Annotated in this window: 13 protein-coding genes, 2 tRNA genes and 1 riboswitch; of the genes, 8 read left to right on the top strand and 7 right to left on the bottom strand. The window is 37.5% G+C overall.

The window, feature by feature from the left end:
* Nucleotides 1-40: 40 nt before the first annotated feature.
* The 5 genes from ACSZOX_RS08960 to ACSZOX_RS08940 all read left to right on the top strand — a co-directional run bounded on the left by ACSZOX_RS08960 (nucleotide 41) and on the right by ACSZOX_RS08940 (nucleotide 3889).
* A tRNA-Phe gene (locus ACSZOX_RS08960) sits at nucleotides 41-116 on the top strand.
* Nucleotides 117-154: 38 nt separating this feature from the next.
* Nucleotides 155-227: transfer RNA gene (locus tag ACSZOX_RS08955), tRNA-Phe, on the top strand.
* 145 nt (nucleotides 228-372) lie between these two features.
* A riboswitch (SAM riboswitch) is annotated at nucleotides 373-486 on the top strand.
* A gap of 221 nt (nucleotides 487-707) precedes the next feature.
* Nucleotides 708-2015: an O-acetylhomoserine aminocarboxypropyltransferase/cysteine synthase family protein gene (locus tag ACSZOX_RS08950; RefSeq protein WP_437919543.1), complete on the top strand. Its 1308-nt coding sequence runs from the start codon at nucleotides 708-710 to the stop codon at nucleotides 2013-2015.
* 20 nt (nucleotides 2016-2035) lie between these two features.
* Entirely contained in the window at nucleotides 2036-2650 is a 615-nt protein-coding gene (locus ACSZOX_RS08945; protein ID WP_437919542.1) for a hypothetical protein, read from the top strand.
* A 57-nt stretch (nucleotides 2651-2707) separates the two neighbouring features.
* On the top strand, nucleotides 2708-3889 hold the full coding sequence (locus tag ACSZOX_RS08940; RefSeq protein WP_437919541.1) for a homoserine dehydrogenase: 1182 nt from the start codon (nucleotides 2708-2710) through the stop codon (nucleotides 3887-3889).
* A gap of 228 nt (nucleotides 3890-4117) precedes the next feature.
* Here ACSZOX_RS08940 and ACSZOX_RS08935 read toward each other — a convergent pair whose 3' ends face one another.
* The 7 genes from ACSZOX_RS08935 to ACSZOX_RS08905 form a co-directional block, all read right to left on the bottom strand.
* Nucleotides 4118-7258 (bottom strand): error-prone DNA polymerase, encoded by a 3141-nt coding sequence (locus tag ACSZOX_RS08935; RefSeq protein WP_437919540.1) that lies wholly within the window; start codon nucleotides 7256-7258, stop codon nucleotides 4118-4120.
* Nucleotides 7259-7263: 5 nt separating this feature from the next.
* Nucleotides 7264-8760, bottom strand: a complete 1497-nt coding sequence (locus ACSZOX_RS08930) for a Y-family DNA polymerase (protein ID WP_437919539.1) — start codon at nucleotides 8758-8760, stop codon at nucleotides 7264-7266.
* Between the two features lie 2 nt (nucleotides 8761-8762).
* Nucleotides 8763-9509, bottom strand: coding sequence for an ImuA family protein (locus tag ACSZOX_RS08925; protein ID WP_437919538.1), 747 nt, complete (start codon nucleotides 9507-9509; stop codon nucleotides 8763-8765).
* A 142-nt stretch (nucleotides 9510-9651) separates the two neighbouring features.
* Entirely contained in the window at nucleotides 9652-10047 is a 396-nt protein-coding gene (gloA2, locus tag ACSZOX_RS08920; RefSeq protein WP_437919537.1) for an SMU1112c/YaeR family gloxylase I-like metalloprotein, read from the bottom strand.
* A 5-nt stretch (nucleotides 10048-10052) separates the two neighbouring features.
* Nucleotides 10053-10772, bottom strand: coding sequence for a bacillithiol biosynthesis deacetylase BshB1 (gene bshB1 / locus ACSZOX_RS08915; RefSeq protein ID WP_437919536.1), 720 nt, complete (start codon nucleotides 10770-10772; stop codon nucleotides 10053-10055).
* A 45-nt stretch (nucleotides 10773-10817) separates the two neighbouring features.
* Nucleotides 10818-11312 (bottom strand): glutathione peroxidase, encoded by a 495-nt coding sequence (locus ACSZOX_RS08910; RefSeq protein ID WP_437919535.1) that lies wholly within the window; start codon nucleotides 11310-11312, stop codon nucleotides 10818-10820.
* Nucleotides 11313-11330: 18 nt separating this feature from the next.
* Entirely contained in the window at nucleotides 11331-11963 is a 633-nt protein-coding gene (locus ACSZOX_RS08905; protein WP_437919534.1) for a DUF4294 domain-containing protein, read from the bottom strand.
* A 149-nt stretch (nucleotides 11964-12112) separates the two neighbouring features.
* Here ACSZOX_RS08905 and ACSZOX_RS08900 point away from each other — a divergent pair, with 149 nt between their 5' ends.
* From ACSZOX_RS08900 to ACSZOX_RS08890, 3 genes are all read left to right on the top strand, one after another.
* Nucleotides 12113-14320: a RelA/SpoT family protein gene (locus ACSZOX_RS08900; protein WP_437919532.1), complete on the top strand. Its 2208-nt coding sequence runs from the start codon at nucleotides 12113-12115 to the stop codon at nucleotides 14318-14320.
* Between the two features lie 81 nt (nucleotides 14321-14401).
* Entirely contained in the window at nucleotides 14402-14899 is a 498-nt protein-coding gene (locus ACSZOX_RS08895) for a Fur family transcriptional regulator (protein ID WP_437919531.1), read from the top strand.
* Between the two features lie 132 nt (nucleotides 14900-15031).
* A complete protein-coding gene (locus ACSZOX_RS08890; RefSeq protein ID WP_437919530.1) occupies nucleotides 15032-16303 on the top strand; it encodes an adenylosuccinate synthase in 1272 nt (423 codons plus the stop codon).
* Nucleotides 16304-16306: the final 3 nt, after the last annotated feature.

The following is a 16306-nucleotide window of genomic DNA, read 5'->3' as shown; positions in this document are numbered from 1 at the left end:
AAAAAATCTGAAAGTAACAGATTAAAAACAAAAACTTAAAGGTGCCATAGCTCAGTCGGTAGAGCAAAGGACTGAAAATCCTTGTGTCGCTGGTTCGAATCCAGCTGGCACCACCAAAAATCTGAAAGTAACAGATTAAAAACAAAAACTTAAAGGTGCCATAGCTCAGTCGGTAGAGCAAAGGACTGAAAATCCTTGTGTCGCTGGTTCGAATCCAGCTGGCACCACTAAAAAGTCTTATCAAAATTTGATAAGACTTTTTTTGTTTATGGAAAACACATAAAATATTTGGTTTATATTCTAAAAGAACTATATTTGCTGTGTACTTCTTCGTGAGACACACTAATCAAATCCTTCCGTAAGCTAGGTTTTGATTTATAAAGAAGTGGCGAGAGACTGGCTCTATGACCCACTGGCAACCTTCAATAACGATTGAAAAGGTGCCAATTCCTGTCCAAGTTTGTAAGGCTTTGGAGCATATAAATTAAAATAAACATGATAGCAATTAAACAGAAATATACATATACACTATTCTCGACTACAACAAAGGTTACTCGTTCCACTCTGCTTGGAATACGAATGCGCTAGTCGTTCATGATACTATATTTGAGATAATCTCCTACCCTTTTTTATATATCATTTCCCAGAACGACCAAACTTATGACTGAAGGGAGTCTTACATTTGTTTACTATTAATTTAAAATACGATGTCATCAAATAAAAACCTGAAATTCGAAACATTACAAATACACGCTGGACAAGAAGCTGATCCTACCACTGGAGCGCGTGCCCTACCTATCTACCAAACTTCATCTTATGTTTTTGAAAATGCTGAGCATGGAGCCAATTTGTTTGCATTAAAGCAATTCGGAAATATCTACACACGTATTATGAACCCGACGACAGATGCTTTTGAGAAAAGAATTGCAGCGTTAGAAGGGGGCGTAGCGGCGTTGGCAGTCGCATCGGGACAAGCCGCACAGTTTATCGCATTAAACAACATCTTAGAAAGTGGCGATAATTTTGTATCGGGCGCAAATCTATATGGTGGAACTTATAATCAATTTAAAGTAGCATTTAAGCGACTGGGAATCGAAGCTCGTTTCGCCGCAGAGAGTGATGCTGAGAATATTGAAAAATTGATTGATGATAAAACGAAAGCTATTTATATAGAAACAATAGGCAATCCGAGTTATAATGTTCCTGATTTTGAGAAGATTGCCACTGTTGCTAAGAAATATGATCTTCCACTGATTGTAGATAATACATTTGGAGCAGGAGGTTATTTATTCAAACCTTTGGAGCATGGTGCAAACGTCGTTGTTGAATCCGCTACCAAATGGATCGGCGGTCATGGTACAAGTATTGGAGGTGTAATAATAGATGGGGGAAATTATAACTGGGGAAATGGTAAGTTCAAACAATTTTCTGAGCCTTCAGAAGGATATCATGGATTAGTATTCTCTGACGTTTTTGGTGCCAATGGCCCCTTTGGAAATATCCAATTTGCTATTCGGGCTCGCGTAGAGGGATTGCGGGATTTTGGACCAGCATTATCACCTTTCAATTCCTTTCTTCTTGCACAAGGATTAGAAACGCTTTCCCTACGTGTACAACGTCATGTAGACAATGCGTTTGAAATTGCGCAATGGCTAGAAGCTCATCCGCAAGTAGAGAAAGTAAATTATTTAGGACTGAAAAGCCATCCTTACCACCAAAATGCACAGAAATATCTAAAAAATGGCTACGGCTCTGTATTATCATTTACGATCAAGGGGGATGCTATTAAAGCCAATGAATTTATTGATTCCTTGTCGTTAATTAGCCACTTGGCAAATGTTGGAGATGCCAAGACATTAATTATCCATCCTGCCGCAACCACACATCAGCAGTTATCTGCAGAAGAACAACGTAGTGCGGGAGTTTATCCTGGACAACTACGTCTTTCTGTAGGCATTGAACATGTAGATGATATTAAAGATGATCTACAAGAAGCTTTTGACAAAATTAAATAAGCTTTTTTGAGAGAGAAGTAATGAGTAGTAGTAAGTTGTTAATGCATGAAGAAAATGTATTTAAGTCGACACAAACTTTTAGATTAGAGAGTGGTGAAAAGATCGAAAAATTGACGATTGCTTACCGTACATGTGGAAACTTGAATACAGAAAAGAATAACGTGATAGGGGGTTGTCATGCATTAACAGCTAATTCTGATATTTTTGACAGGTGGCCTGGTTTGTTTGGTTCAGAAGAGCTTTTTAATATCAATGACCATTTTGTCGCTACACCCCCTTTAAGTGCCGATCCGAATACAGGAAATCCTTATCACTATACTTTTCCTTTCTTCACAATTCGCGATATTGTTGCCGTAAATCAACAGCCGGCCAATAAGCTTGACATTGCTGTTATTAACGTATTAATCGGCGGCTCTTTTGAAGGGCGACAAGTATTAGAATGGACCGCAACAGGTACAATGGACATCAACAACCTTATCGTAATTGATGCACCTCGCTGGTCTATTCCCGATGCAACTTATTATGCAATCGAATCCCGCTATGGGTATGATGTTTTTTTAGTCGATCCCCCTACTCTTTCCAGGGTTATTGGCGATTTTTATGCTGTAATGAAAACAAGAAAACGGTTTACTTGACTGCTTAAAAAATTAGTAGATTATAATATACACAATATATAGTTAGGACAAATAAAGATGAGTAAAAAATTAATTATAGGCATGTTTGGCTTTGGTGTCGTTGGACAGGGCCTGTATGATATTATTAAAACAAAAAAATTAAATTTAGAGATTAAAAAATTTGTTATCAAGAATGCACATAAAGAACGGAAATTACCCGCGGAACTGTTTACAACAGATCCAGAAGCAATTCTTGCCGACGAAGAGATTAATACGGTAGTAGAGTTGATAGATGATGCTGATGCAGCCTATATCTTCACTAAACGAGCACTTGAGTCTGGAAAAAATGTGGTTTCAGCCAACAAGAAAATGATAGCTTCTCATCTTGAAGAATTAGCAGAGATACAGATAAAGCATGGCACTTCATTATTGTATGAAGGAGCTGTTTGTGGTAGTATTCCGATTATTCGGAATTTAGAAGAATACTATGATAATGAATTGTTACACTCCGTTAGCGGGATCTTTAATGGTTCTTCAAATTATATTTTATCTAAGATTTTCAATGAGGGACAACGTTATAGTGAGGCACTCCAAAAAGCTCAAGAACTTGGGTTTGCCGAAACAGATCCTATTTTGGACGTTGGCGGATACGATCCCAAATATAAATTAGCTATCGTGGCATCACATGCCTATGGTATCTATGTAGATCCTGAAAGTATCTTAAACTTAGGTATTGATAAATTAGGCGATCAAGATATTCAATTTGCAAAAGAGAAAGGTTTTAAAATAAAACTTTTACCGCTAGCCAAAGAGATAAATAACAATCAGGTTGTATTATATGTTCTTCCTAAGTTTGTCGGACGCGACAATATCTTGTACAATGTTGAAAATGAAAACAATGGGGTGTTAGTTAAAGCTGCATTTGCAGACGAACAATTTTTCTATGGAAAAGGCGCTGGCGGACACCCCACAGGTTCGGCGGTTTTATCTGACATCACAGCATTACGATATGGATATAGATATGAATATAAAAAACATTTAGAAGCCGATCAGCTAAAGTATAACACAGATTATGTACTCAAGGTTTATCTTCGCTATGAAGATGAGGAAATACTGAAGCAGATCACTTTTCAAAATATATCAGAAAGATTCTATGGAGCGGACTTCAAGTATGTGATTGGTGAAATTAACTTGAAGGAAATCATCGCTAAAAGAGACCTAATCAACCAAACGGGAAATTTTATAGCTGAAATTCTTTAAGAGATCGCCGTAAATTTCCACAAACCGATCATCTGTTTCATACAGATTGATTGGTTTTTTTGTTAAAAAACGTTAAAGGAATAAGGTCAGCATACGAACGGGGAAGACTTTTCGTTTAGTTTATAAAGAATATAAGAATTCATAATTTCATAATTTAGGTTAATAATTGGTTTGATAAACTCCTGAAGTTCCCCACTTCAGGAGTTTTTATTATACAGACAATTTTTTTTATTTGAAGTTTCGTCCTTTATAAAAAACACGCTGTGTATATGCTGTATCTGTTGTTTCTAATTCTGAAAGCCAGCTGTTAAGGTTGAAACAATCTTGGACAATAATATGTATAACTTTTCCCTCCTTTTGTATTTGACCAGTGGCCATGATTAATTTGGACTGTAAAATCTCTCTCCTGTATTTTTTGAAAACATTTTGCCAGACGACCAGATTTGCAAAGCCTGTTTCATCTTCTATTGTAAGAAACAAAACGCCCTTGGCTGTTCCTGGGCGCTGGCGAACAGTAATTAAGCCGCATATTCTAACAAGTAGCCCTTGTTTGATTGTATGTAGCTTTTCTGTAGTGATGGCTTGTAAGGCATCCAGTTTTTCTCTGAAAAAGGAAACAGGATGTGCTTTCGTTGATAAGCCTGTCGATGCATAATCTTGAACAACATGTTCGCTCATTTTCAAAAGAGGCAAAGTTATATCTTGTTCGTCTACTTGAGTGATGCTTGTCTGAGTATGAAACAATGTTGCTGGAGCCTCTCTTATTGCAATTAGTTCCCATAGGGCTTGACGACGATCTAAACCTATGGACCGATAAGCATCCGCATCAGCCAATCTTTCTAATATGGAAAGAGGAAGTACCTGACTAAGTTTATTGATAGATAGCGAGCTATTCTTCCTTAATGCGACTAATACTTGAATATCTTCCTCTTTTAATCCTTTCACTTGCCTAAACCCCAAACGTAGTGCAGTAGATGATCCGAAATCTCCTTCAAGACTATTATCCCAGTACGAGTAATTAATATCTGGAGGTAGCACATTCACCCCGTGCCTTTGTGCATCAATAACAATTTGTGCTGGTTGATAAAATCCCATGGGCTGACTATTGAGCAAAGCTGCTGCAAAAATCTCTGGGTAGTAGCATTTGATAAAACTGGAAATGTAAACCAACAATGCAAATGAAGCTGCATGACTTTCAGGGAATCCATAACTACCAAAGCCTTCTAGCTGGCGAAATACTCGTTCTGCAAATTCTCTATCATAATTTTTAGCAACCATACCCTCTACCATTTTCTCACGGAATACACGGACTTCTCCTTTTGATTTAAATGTCGCCATACTCCGCCGTAAAGAATCAGCTTCCGCTGCCGTAAAACCTGCTGCAACGATGGCTATTTCCATAGCCTGCTCCTGAAATAAAGGAACACCTTTTGTCCGATCTAATATCCCCTTGATTTCATCAGAAGGATAACTGATATTTTCTTCTCCATTTCGACGTCGCAAATAAGGGTGTACCATATCTCCCTGAATAGGCCCAGGACGAACAATAGCGACTTCAATGACTAAATCATAATAACATGTAGGTTTTAAACGAGGAAGCATAGACATCTGTGCGCGGCTCTCAATTTGAAAAACGCCTAATGTATCCGCTAAACTAATCATGTCATACACTTTCGCATCGTCAGTCGCTATATTATTTAAAGTTAGCTCTACACCATAATGTTTTTTAACCAAATCAAATGCTTTGCGAATACAAGTCAACATACCTAATGCTAAAACGTCAACTTTTAAAAAGCCCAGTGCTTCTAAATCATCTTTATTCCACTCTAGATTGGTGCGTCCTTCCATTCTGGCGGGAATTATAGGACACAACTCATGTATCTTACCTTGTGTTATTACAAAGCCACCTGTATGTTGTCCAAGTTGTCGTGGGAACCCAATTAATTGTTCGCTCAATTCTAAAATTTTACGAAAATGAGGATCATCTAGATTAAATCCTTGCTCCATAAAGCGCTCTAGTTCTAATTCGTTATCCCAATGTGAACTAATAGTCTGAGAGAGTCTACTCAAGGCATCCATGGATAACCCCATAGCTTTTCCCACATCCCTTAAAGCCCCTTTTGCTCGTTCTTGAGTTACGGTCGCTACTATCGCAGCCCGGTCCCGTCCATATTTTTCATATATATATTGTATAACTTCTTCACGCCTTTCATGTTCAAAGTCGACATCGATGTCTGGCGGTTCGTCACGGGCGTCAGACATAAATCGAGCAAATAATAAGTTAATGTCTGCAGGATTTACAGAAGTAATGCCCAAGCAGTAGCAGATGATAGAATTGGCTGCCGATCCTCTACCCTGACACAATATATTTCGTTTTCTAGCAAAACGTACATAATCATGTACTGTTAAAAAATAAGACGCATAGTTCTTTCTATTTATAAAATCAAGTTCAAGTTGAATAGATTTTCGATATTGATTTGCAATGTCATTATTGAATCGTTCATTTGCACCTTCCCATACCAAAAATTCCAATTCTTCCTGTGCTGTACGACCTTCCTGTGTAAGTTCTTCAGGATAAACGTATCTCAACTGATCTAATGAAAAATTACAGCGTTGGCTAACCGCTATTGTATTTTGTAATGAAGCGGGATAACCACGGAAAAGACGTTCTATTTCATCTATGGGTTTGAGGTAGCGTTCGGCATTTGCATGTAAGCGAAAACCGGCATTGTAAATACTACATTTATCTCGTATACAAGTCAATATATCCTGTAGTTCTCTGCGAGAAGATTCGTGGTAATGAATATCCCCCAAGGCCACCAAAGGAATATTGAGTTCCGTTCCTAAATTTTCAATGCAAAACAGCCTCTTGGCATCATCGCCATAGTAAAGTTTAGAAATGCCTAAATATAGGTTGCCTTTAAACAGATCTACATAAGTATTCACCTGTTTTACAAAAGCTTTATCCAGTTCAAAATCCGGTGTCAATTTTTCGGGAGGAATAACAATAAAAAGTATATCGTTTAGATTTTCAAAGAGATCCTTTAAATAAAGATGACAACTCCCTTTTCCTGCCCGTAAGTTGCCTTTTGTAAGCAAAGTACATAGTTGACCATACCCGGTTTTGTTCATGGGGTAAGCCAATAAAGATGGAGCATCTATAAGATCTAACCGACACCCTACTATTAGTCTGATATGGGAATTTTTCGCTGCTACATGCGCTCTGACGATTCCAGCTAAAGTATTTCGGTCTGTTATAGCAATAGTTTTATAGCCTAAAAGAGAAGCTTGTTTGACCAACTCATCTGGGTGTGAAGCCCCCCGTAAAAAACTGAAATTACTGGTTACCTGTAATTCAATATAAGTCATTTTATTTATGCAAAAAAACCATGTAAAAACCAGCGTGGTGAAGGGTTTTGTCCGTAATGCCCTAAACGAAAAATCCAATATCTTTTTCCGTCATTATCTTCTACATAATAATAATCTCGATGTTCGCCTTTCTCAAGCCACCATTCTCTTTCTATTCTTTCTGGGCCATCTGCTCTATGTACGGTGTGAACTTTCCCTTGATAACGAAAGAGCATAGGTGGGTAATCTGGAATAGGAGCTGTTACTTCAATTAAACAAGGTTGATGAAGTAAACGGATAGGACGAGGTCGATTTTGCGGCCAAGCAATTGTTGCTTTCTCGTTTAAAGCGTCTGCTGGTCGTATAGCACGTTCTGGCCAATGGTGTTCTGCAGGGAGGTAACGATTAATATGACAATCAGGGATCCTTCCTTTTATACGGTCCAGTAATTCTCCTAGCTCAGTGCTTTCTAGTGAGTTTTGGGGATTCCACAAGAGCTCTTGTACGGCCGGATTATCCTCAACAAATAAAGCCTCCAATAAAAAAACTTCGATACCTAATCCGGGTTCTATTTGTGAAATTTTCAATTGTAGAAGACGAAAAAGATGCTTACTACTTGCTGAAGCCATTGTTGTTCCTATTTCAACGGATTGTGTCTTTCCATCCAAGCGATAGCAAGTGAGCCGACCTTTTCGCAACCCCTTTCCTTCCTTAACTAAACGAAAACATAGTTTATCTAATAATTTTTGAAGAGCTATTTCTATACCCTGTACAGTGGAAATGGGCTCTAAACAGGGCAAACGTTCACTATAAGGTAACACAGGTCTGAGAAACGTAAGCATCTCTTGTGTTTTTCCCAAAAACTGATTAATTCGAATAATTAATGATTCTCCAAACCGTCTTCGCAAAACAAATATGGGCATATCAATAAAACTTCCTATTGATCTTAACCCTAGTTTAATCAGTCGTTCTGTCGTTACTGCATCTAATCGCAAAGCTTGTGGAGGAAGTGCATACAACTCTGTTTTTTCGTTCTGATCTACTATCGTATAGGATTTAGTATATCGGGATGCGGCCCAAGCTATACCTACGGTATTTCCAGTTCCTATACGAACATTGTACCCTTTATGTTGTAGTTGCTCTTTTATACTATGTACGTAGTTTTCTTCTCCTCCCCAAAGATGGGAACATCCAGTAATATCCAGAATAAGACCATCAACATCATCAACAGCTACTGCAGGAGTAAACTTAACCAACCATAATCCTATTTTTTTTAAGAGTTGTTTAGGCCGTAATGGATGATCAGGAAAAACATCTAGTGCCGGAAGAGCTGCTTTGGCATCGGCAAGTACCATAGGAGGAAATATCCCGTGTAACTGAGCTAATTCATTTGTAGCCGTGATACATACACGCCCATTTAGAGGCAAGGTAAATGCTAAGGGTTTGTCTTGGAAGATTGGATTATGACAGACAAACCTGTCCGTTAACAAGAAAGGAAAATAGAGTACAGCGAAACGCTTCATGACTAACTAGCTTGTTGTTGTTTAATTTGTCTTTCGTTTTTGGAAGATTGAGGATCTACTTGTTTAGATAAAAAATGTGTTTTGTTCCAACGCAGCTCCCATCTACTAGGGTTCCCATTTTTTATTTTACTTAGATACACCTGCCATTGTGGTATGCCTACCCCAGGTAGTTCGTTGGTAATAAGGCTGGCAATAGGTTTTATGTGCCACCTTGCTATACAAGCTGTCGATTCAAGATGAATGGCTGTGGAACGAAGTACAAATCCAGTAGCCCCAGTTTTCTCAGTAGCCAATTGAAGACGTCTAGATTGTATAAAGTTTAAATGTTCAACTTCTGCAATAACAGCTTGCACCGCGGAGCATTTTAAACTTTCTTCTAACGCCCAAAGAATATCTTTTTGCTTCTTCAGATAAATAAAGATAATACGATCTGCAGCAAAATTAAATGAACTTATAGCTGGCGTGAACACTTGCATGCTATTGCTTATCCATAAACAAATACCTTTTTGCTGCAATATATTGGATAAGATCCCTCCTATTACGCCGCATGTAGAAGCACGTTCTTCATTTGATTGATATACAAACTCATGGATTCCTCCGAGGGGAAATACTTGTGTCGGAAAAGCTTTTTCAAGTCCTCCTAAAATAGGCTTAGACGGCTGTTCAGCAGTTTTTTTTAACCCCTGCCACTGTAAAATATGTTGTTGTAGTTTGGAAACAACTGATGCTCGCTCAAGTGATAATGACATACATTGTCCTTTCTTCTTTTTACAAAGTTAATACTAAAATATTTAGTATTAAAGAAAAGATAATGTTTGTTACAAAACAAAAATATAAATAGATATTAAGTTTTTAACAGTGAACAGCTGGCTTATTTTGCTTTTGAATATATCAGCTACTTTGATAGAATTCAATAGGAAGCCCATCGGGATCTGCAATAAAAAAGAATTTTTTTTGTGTTAAATTATCGATACGGATAGTTTCACAATCGATTTGATTTTCCTGTAGAAATACAAAGGTTGCCTGTATATCATCTACTTCAAAAGCTAAATGCCTTAATCCAGCAGCTTCAGGATAAGAAGGTCGAGATGGTGGATTAGGAAAAGAAAATAACTCAATAATATAATGCCCATTTAGTGCCAAATCTGCTTTATAGGAATCCCGTTGGGATCGATATGTTTCAGTAAGAAGCGTCAATCCCAACAACTGGGTGTAAAAATGTAATGAACGTTTGTAATCGCTACAGATAATAGCGATGTGATGAATTTTCTTAATGTGAATTGGCATATTGGTTATAACAGCTCAAAGATATCTCTAATTCCTAATAATTTACGAGTTGTAAATCCTTCGGCATATTTTGTTTGAATATTGCGTCCGAATTCAAGAGCACGACCTCGTGTTGATTCCATGAAATCTGGATTGGAAATGTAAGTTTGTGGTTCATGATCATCACCTGTTGCATTGAATTGGGTCGTATATGCCAAAATAGAACGTTCTTTAATATCCCAGTAGGGCGTAATATCCAAAATAATATCAGGTCGAATGTATTTATCCTGTATAAGTTGCAATTGAAGCCGAGGACGAAACGCCTCTTGAGCTGTCTGATTATCAAATGTCTCAATACGTCGTAAACCACTCAGAAAAAGAGAATCATTTACTAAAGAACTAGCACGACCATGGTCAGGATGTCGATCTTCCAAAGCGTTGGTAATGACAATTTCTGGGCAATATTTACGAATGATTCTTATAATAGGAAGTTGATTTTCCTCGTCATTACGAAAAAAACCGTCACGGAGCTCTAAATTTTCACGAACATGCACACCCAAGATTTCAGCAGCTCGTTGTGCCTCTAACTTTCTGGTTTCGGCAGTTCCACGAGTACCTAATTCGCCACGGGTTAAATCCACAATACCAACTTTTTTTCCTTCTGCTACGTATTTTGCAATAGTGCCCCCTGCGCCAAGCTCCGCATCGTCAGGATGTACTGTAATAACCATTAAGTCCAGCTTCATAAACTATCTCAAATTAAATCAAGACAAAGGTAAAAGTTTAAACGTTTATTGTGCTGCAATTAATTGTTCGATTTTTGTCATAAGTCGATTGGATTTAGGGCTGGTAAAACTATAAAAATAATCAGCGACTTTACCTTGCTTGTCTATTAAGTATTTATGAAAGTTCCAACGTGGCTTCGCGTCAAATTTTCCATTTTGATACAAATTAGAAAGATATTGGTATAATGGGTCACAATAATTTCCAATGACATGTATCCGTTTAAATACCGGAAAGGTCACCTGTTGGTTTATTCTACAAAACGTTTCAAGTTGAAAGCCTGTCATGGGTTCCTGTCCATAAAAATCATTAGATGGAAAGGCTAACACTTCAAATCCTTGATGCTTATATTTTTGATACAACTGTTCTAAGGATTTAAATTGTTTGGTAAATAAACAAGCACTAGCTGTATTGACAATTAACAATACCTTGCCCGCATAATCCTCTAGGGATTTTTTCTCCCCGTTGAACTGCTGGCCATGAAAGTCATAAACCGTTTGCATAACATGTCCTTTCTTTGGTTAGTTATATAGATTTTTTATAGGCCTTATCCGTTCGTAGCTTCGAATGATATTTTCAATTTCAAAATCCTCCTCAGGGTCATATACTGATTTTAGATTATGACCAAAAACCTTAGCTACGGATTGGTAGAAAAATGCAGATAAACCACCTTTCATTTCCTTCACAAGGTCATAGCTTGTATTTCCTGTTTGACGTTGTACTAGTTTTATCAATATTTGGCCTTGAGAAATACTGAGGTTTTTAATCTCTGCATTAAACTTGTTTTTAATCTCTTGTTCACAAGCATTGATAAGTCTTTGTTCATCCCGTTTTGAGGAAACCATAGCCAATTCTCGATCCAGCTGTTCATAACGTTTCTGCGCATAAATAGCGTAAGGAAGAACACGTAATACATTGCGTTCTAATCTTAGATAACGTTGTCGATCCTCTTCCGTTTTAAAAGTTCGTCGCGCCGTAACCACAACATCATCAATAGGAAACCACGGAAGTACCTCCCCTGTTTCTAAACGTGTGGTTAAGTAATGTTGTAGCATCTTACCTTCGCCATCCCCATAATGCGGTTCTTGTAATACCTGACTTTTGCCAAGTATAGGTAAAGATAATAATAATATGCCTACCGCAAATAACTTCATTTGAACGCTTCGAAAAGTACTAACCTATTTTTAAATCTTTAAAATATTTACTACATTTATCTAATGTTTCCATATGTTAACAACCTTCAAGGAAACAGCATTAAAAATACAAAACATTATATATAAAAGCAACTTTTTTCAGCGTGTTTATGGAAGATTATGTGATTGACATTGAAGCAGAAAACAAGGAGATTAGAAAACGATATAGGGCGTTGCTTCGGGCGTGTAAACCGACGTTGCAACGAGGTGATAAGCAAGAAATTCGAAAAGCGTTTGATTTGGCCTTGGAAAGCCATAAAGAGATGCGTCGAAAATCAGGCGAACCGTATATTTATCATCCGATCGCTGTAGCTCAAATTGCTGCAGAAGAAATTGGCTTAGGGACGACTTCTATTGTGTGCGCTCTACTGCATGATGTTGTGGAAGATACCTCCATGACATTGCAGGATATAGAAACTCAATTTGGAAAAAAAGTAGCGAGGATCATTGATGGATTGACTAAAATTTCCGGAATTTTTGATCCCAATAGTTCGATGCAGGCTGAAAATTTCAGAAAGATGCTCTTGACCTTAGCGGATGATGTACGTGTAATTTTGATCAAATTGGCCGACCGGCTACATAATATGCGTACAATGGAGTTTATGGCCCGTCATAAACAATTGAAGATAGCTTCGGAAACAAGTTATCTTTATGCTCCACTTGCCCATCGTCTGGGATTATATGCTATTAAATCGGAATTAGAGGATCTGTCCATGAAGTTTACAGATCCCGATACCTATAAATTTATTGCACGAAAGCTTAATGAGAAAAAAGCCGAGCGTGAAAAATTTATAGCGGATTTTATTGGTCCTGTAAAAGAAATTTTAGAAGAGCAGGGAATAAAAGCATCTGTTTTTGGTCGTCCCAAATCTATTTTTTCTATTTGGAATAAGATGAGGAAGAAATCTATTCCATTTGAAGAGGTCTATGATTTGTTTGCTATACGTGTTATCATTGACACCACTACGGATCGCGAGAAAACGGAGTGTTGGAAGGTATATTCTATTATCACAGATCTTTATCGACCCAATCCTGATCGTTTGCGTGATTGGGTCTCTTCACCAAAAGGAAATGGTTACGAATCATTGCATACGACAGTTATGGGGCCCCGCGGCCAATGGGTAGAGGTGCAGATCCGTACAAAAAGAATGAATGAGATTGCAGAAAAAGGATTTGCAGCACATTGGAAGTACAAAGAATCTAATTCAGACAGCGGTCTAGATCAATGGATTCAAAAAGTACGGAATATGCTGAGTAGTCCAGAACAAAATGCGCTTGATTTTGTCGATGACTTTAAGATGAATCTCTTTTCTGATGAGATCTTTATTTTTACGCCAAAAGGAACACTTGTTCAACTTCCGAATGGAGCTACAGCCCTTGACTTCGCCTTTGAAATTCACTCTGACATTGGGGCGACCTGTATTGGAGCGAAGGTAAATCATAAGCTTGTACCTCTGAGTCATCCACTACAGAATGGGGATCAGGTTGAGATTATAACCTCTAGCAAGCAAACGCCAAAAGAAGACTGGCTAAACTTTGTCGTCACGGCGAAAGCTAAATCTAAAATTCGTTCTTCATTAAAAGAAGAGAAAAGACGTGTAGCAGAGGATGGTAAGGAAATTTTAGAAAGAAAACTTAAGTCTTTAAAAATCACCTATAATACCGATAATATTAATAAAATAGCGAACTACTTTAAGTACCCTAGTTCACAGGATCTTTTTTATAATGTAGCTAAAGGAATTATTGATGTCCGAAACCTTCGGGAATATGCTGCCAATGAAAAAACACCGGAGCAAAACCACAATCAATTCAGTTCACACATAAGTGGCCTGGTTGATAAAATCAACAAAAAAGACGTCGATACAATATTAATCGGTGATGATTTTCAGCAGGTTGATTATACATTAGCGCCTTGTTGTAATCCCATCCCTGGAGATGATATATTCGGCTTCCTAACGGTCAATGACGGGATTAAGATACATAGAACAAGCTGTCCTAATGCTTCCAAACTTATGGCGAACTATGGCTACCGTATTTTGAAGGCAAAATGGGCTTCTTCGCAAGCAAATGTGGCTTTCTTAACTGGATTGCGTATTGTAGGAATCGATGATGTGGGACTTGTAAATAAAATAACCAATGTCATATCGCAAGAGTTTAATGTCAATATTCGATCACTGTCAATTACCAGCAACGAAGGTATCTTTGAGGGAAATATTATGGTTTTTGTAAATAATACGGAACAGTTGGAAAGTCTGATGCGAAATCTAAAGGACATTAGCGGTATAACTGGCGTAACACGTTACGAAGCAGACAATTAATTGAATGAATGTCATCCTTTATTAAAACGTCGTTTTTTACAATAGAAATTGGTAAATTTGTAAGAGATTTTAAATAAAACTATGAATCAAGCCGAAAACTACCAGACGGTAAAAAAAATATTCGAAGCTTACTTAGAGAACAAAAATCTAAGAAAAACTCCGGAACGTTATGCGATCTTAGAGGAGATTTATTCGCGTTCTGATCATTTTGATGTAGAATCTCTCTACATTCATATGAAAAACAAGAAGTACCGTGTCAGCCGGGCTACGGTATATAATACATTGGAATTATTAGTATCTTGTGACTTGGTTACCAAACACCAATTCGGTCGTAACATGGCTCAATTTGAAAAATCATATGGATTTAAACAACATGACCATGTGATTTGTATTGAGTGTAACAAAGTGGTCGAATTTTGCGACCCTCGTATAAATCAAATTCAAAGTTTAATGGGTGATCTGTTAAAATTTGATATTAAGCACCATTCCCTAAATCTTTACGGTGTTTGTGAAGATTGTCAGAAAAAAGACTTGGAAAAAAAAGAAGTTAAAGGTAGAGTGCCTGTAATTTCAAATTAATGCAGTAATCGACAATTATTGTGTTACCTTTGTTCAGAAAAAATTGGTCTATTCGGTTTTTTCTGAACATTTATGTTATTTGGAAACAATTGAAACTATCATTTAATTTTAAATCTCAATATATCAAATATTATGCAAGTTGATGTGCTTCTAGGCCTACAATGGGGCGATGAAGGTAAAGGTAAGATCGTTGACGTATTTTGTCCTAAGTATGATTTGATCGCACGCTTTCAAGGTGGTCCTAATGCAGGGCATACATTGGAGTTTGACAATAAAAAATTTGTTTTAAACACCATCCCCTCAGGGATTTTCAATGAAGGTACTTTAAACCTTATTGGAAGTGGTGTTGTTATTGATCCAATTATTTTAAAAAGAGAGTTGGACAATCTTCGTTCTTCAGGATTCGATCCAGTTGGTAAAGGCACCTTGGTACTCGCTCGTAAGGCACATCTAATTCTTCCAACACATCAACTACTTGATGCAGCCTCTGAGTCAAAAATGGGCGCTGGTAAAATTGGATCGACTTTAAAGGGAATTGGTCCAACTTATATGGATAAAACTGGTCGAAACGGACTACGTGTAGGCGACACAACATTGCCTGACTTTAAAGAACGTTACGAAAAGTTAAAAGCAAAACATTTGGAAATTCTTTCTCATTATGGTGAGGTTCCTGATTTTTCAGAAAAAGAAAATGCTTTTCTTGCTGCGATTGATTTTCTCAAAACAATACCTCATGTAGATGCTGAACATTTAGTGAATAACTACTTGAAAGAAGGCAAAAAAGTATTGGCAGAAGGAGCGCAAGGAACATTATTGGATGTCGATTTCGGATCTTATCCTTTTGTTACATCTTCCAATACAACAACGGCAGGAGCTTGTACAGGTTTAGGCATAGCGCCGAATAAAATAGGTGCTGTTTATGGAATTTTCAAAGCATATGCGACACGCGTTGGCGGCGGGCCTTTTCCCACTGAGCTAGAAAATGAAACAGGTGAAAAACTAAGAGAGCTAGGTCACGAATTTGGTGCTACAACAGGACGTGCACGTCGTACAGGATGGATTGATATCCCTGCACTTAAATATGCCATTATGTTGAATGGTGTTACAGAGTTGATCATGATGAAAGCTGATGTGTTGGATACATTTGAAAAAATCTATGTTTGTACCCACTATAAGTATAATGGTGAGACGATCGATTATATGCCATATGAAATTATCACCAACCAAGCTGAGCCCATTTTAGAGGAAGTAGAAGGTTGGAATCAGAACATTACAGGCATTCGTGAAAAAGGTGAAATCCCTGTTGCATTGAAAAACTACATCGACTATTTGGAAAAAGCTTTAGAGGTTCCTATTAAATATTTATCAGTAGGACCAGATCGCGTTCAAACTATCGAGTTATAAATA

It is taken from the genome of Sphingobacterium sp. LRF_L2 (assembly GCF_965644235.1).
Classification (GTDB): Bacteria; Bacteroidota; Bacteroidia; order Sphingobacteriales; family Sphingobacteriaceae; genus Sphingobacterium.
Note: the sequence above shows the minus strand (reverse complement) of the source record. Positions and strands in the feature narration are given on the sequence as shown.

Excerpts from the sequence above, each read along its gene's own strand:
- ACSZOX_RS08950 (WP_437919543.1), top strand. The coding sequence starts at position 708 with ATGTCATCAAATAAAAACCTGAAATTCGAAACATTACAAATACACGCT.
- ACSZOX_RS08945 (WP_437919542.1), top strand. The coding sequence starts at position 2,036 with ATGAGTAGTAGTAAGTTGTTAATGCATGAAGAAAATGTATTTAAGTCG.
- ACSZOX_RS08940 (WP_437919541.1), top strand. The coding sequence starts at position 2,708 with ATGAGTAAAAAATTAATTATAGGCATGTTTGGCTTTGGTGTCGTTGGA.
- ACSZOX_RS08935 (WP_437919540.1), bottom strand. The coding sequence starts at position 7,258 with ATGACTTATATTGAATTACAGGTAACCAGTAATTTCAGTTTTTTACGG.
- ACSZOX_RS08930 (WP_437919539.1), bottom strand. The coding sequence starts at position 8,760 with ATGAAGCGTTTCGCTGTACTCTATTTTCCTTTCTTGTTAACGGACAGG.
- ACSZOX_RS08925 (WP_437919538.1), bottom strand. The coding sequence starts at position 9,509 with ATGTCATTATCACTTGAGCGAGCATCAGTTGTTTCCAAACTACAACAA.
- gloA2 (WP_437919537.1), bottom strand. The coding sequence starts at position 10,047 with ATGCCAATTCACATTAAGAAAATTCATCACATCGCTATTATCTGTAGC.
- bshB1 (WP_437919536.1), bottom strand. The coding sequence starts at position 10,772 with ATGAAGCTGGACTTAATGGTTATTACAGTACATCCTGACGATGCGGAG.
- ACSZOX_RS08910 (WP_437919535.1), bottom strand. The coding sequence starts at position 11,312 with ATGCAAACGGTTTATGACTTTCATGGCCAGCAGTTCAACGGGGAGAAA.
- ACSZOX_RS08905 (WP_437919534.1), bottom strand. The coding sequence starts at position 11,963 with ATGAAGTTATTTGCGGTAGGCATATTATTATTATCTTTACCTATACTT.
- ACSZOX_RS08900 (WP_437919532.1), top strand. The coding sequence starts at position 12,113 with ATGGAAGATTATGTGATTGACATTGAAGCAGAAAACAAGGAGATTAGA.
- ACSZOX_RS08895 (WP_437919531.1), top strand. The coding sequence starts at position 14,402 with ATGAATCAAGCCGAAAACTACCAGACGGTAAAAAAAATATTCGAAGCT.
- ACSZOX_RS08890 (WP_437919530.1), top strand. The coding sequence starts at position 15,032 with ATGCAAGTTGATGTGCTTCTAGGCCTACAATGGGGCGATGAAGGTAAA.